This is a genomic window from Prevotella sp. P5-92, from assembly GCF_002251245.1.
Classification (GTDB): Bacteria; Bacteroidota; Bacteroidia; order Bacteroidales; family Bacteroidaceae; genus Prevotella.
The window spans coordinates 1-2010 of record NZ_NPJG01000101.1 but is presented as its reverse complement, the minus strand read 5'-3'; the positions used below and the strand labels follow the sequence as shown (position 1 = coordinate 2010).

Sequence of the window (2010 nt, the reverse complement as noted above, 5' to 3'; positions counted from 1 at the left end):
ACTTGCGAACCATTGAGGCATAGTACTTGCCTTCTTCGTTTATGTTCATCTTGTCCAAAATTTAAATTCGGGACAAAAGTACTAATATATATTAAGGTACACAAGACGGCCCTAAATGACTGCTTACCATCAAAATGCCATATCTTTGCAACCAAAAACATAACATATTATTCATTTAAACATCTACGATTATGCCACAGACAGCAATGACAGTCCGTATCGACGTAAGCGGTCATTTAAGACCCGTAAGCCAAGATAAAATAAAATTTTTATTTTTTATTAAGAGAAATAGGGTGTGATTATACCCATTCGGACACAGTTGATGGCTGCCACTTGTGAGCAAGTAGTTCAACAAGTTTGTCATCAGCAGTATTCTTTATCCTGCGGAAGACATCACAAAGATACTTTACTGGATCCAATTTGTGATTGCGGATATTTGCGAAGACGGACATGAGCCTTGCAAAGCGCACACCGGCCTCAGGGCTGCCGACAAAGAAACTGTTGTTGCGGTACTTCGCTATCCGGCGTATCTGTCGCTCGCAGATATTGTTCGACAAGTCAAGACTTCCATCCTCAAGACAACGGAGCATGCAGGGATATTCCGTCAGGGCATAGTTGACCGCCTTGAGAAGTTCAGGCTCTTCCTCTGCACTGAGGCTTGCCTTCAACTTGTCAAGGTATGACTTCATGTCGTTCAGCAATGGGGCTATCCGAAGCACGCGCTCCCTCGTGATCTCATCAGGATTGGTGAAACTGACCTTGATGTTCCTGTCTTCCTTGAAGATGTCCTCGAAGATCTTAAGCATCTTCATCGCATCTATGGATACATCCTTCAACTTGTAGAAAGGCCGTCGCATATGGACGAGGCAGGCGATTCGGACTATCAGTTCTCCCGTGTCGTAACACTTGTATATCGGAGCTCCATCACTGTGAAGATAAAGTTTCTCTATCACGTCTTCAAAGTATTTCTGGACCGCTTCCTGAGTTCGGCGTCCACGTTCATGGAACACAAACTGGGTCAGTCCAACCAAAGGAGCGTAGTAACAGAATATCCACCGCTTGAAGTAATGGAGATCATCCTCCACGTCCTCCTCCTTCTCTCCCTTGGCCGCTAACCTTTTATCCTTGCCCTTGACAGTGGTCTCGTCGCCATGCACATCGCTATTAGTGGTAATCTCCTTCTGCAGAGGCTTGTCAAGAGGCTCAAGTATGTCAGCGCTCTTTTCTATCCAGTTCATGACGGTGGAATGGGCAAAGTTCAGTCCCATGGCTTTTAGCCATTCTTCCACTTCGCCGAGAGTCATGCCATTATAGAAGTGCATGGTAAGTATCTGGGCGATAAGGGACTCTGTGACCTGCGTCCGTCCCATACAGTTCTTATATTTGTCTGGGAGGTTTACATGGTAGTATTTGCCGGACGAGTCCTTGAATTTCTTGCGTCGTATGATATGGGTGCGTATGTATCCTTTGACATATGAATAGCGCACCGTTATATCCTCGCCTATCTCAACAGCGTCATCAGGCAGGTTGTCGGGGAGAAGGACAATGTCGTATTCTCCACCTTTCGCAGCACCGACGAGCGGTTGGTTGCGCCTTGGCTTTTCCACACCCTTCATGTCCTTGCGGGCTTTCACCTCACGGGCGATTTCCACAACCCTTTCGTCCGGGACATCCTCGCCGTTAAGGTCAAGGTCATCGGCATTCTCTACCTGCTGTTCGCCGTGGTGGTACTTTGCCGATTCCGTGTGCTGGCCATAAGACGTAACCTGCAGGTTCGCCTTCTGCTGCTCAAGCTGCTTGTTGCGAGCGGCCATTTCCGCCGGAGTGACAGGCATGGAACCTTCGGGAAGGGAGGTGGAAGGCGTATTGCCACCTTCACCTCCTTTATCTCCTCTAAGGGAATTAATCTCATTATCCTTGGCGGCGAGCCTGGCCTCGAACTCAGAGGTCAGATTGCCAAGCTGCCTGGAGAACTCTTCCTTAAGTTTGCGCTCGCGCATCTCGTACTCA

1 protein-coding gene is annotated in these 2010 nt (G+C 48.0%); it reads right to left on the bottom strand.

Going from position 1 to position 2010, the window contains the following annotated elements:
- Positions 1–299: 299 nt before the first annotated feature.
- Positions 300–2010, bottom strand: a 1711-nt coding sequence (locus CIK99_RS10400; RefSeq protein ID WP_094381449.1) for an IS66 family transposase, incomplete at its 5' end; no start/stop codon positions are given.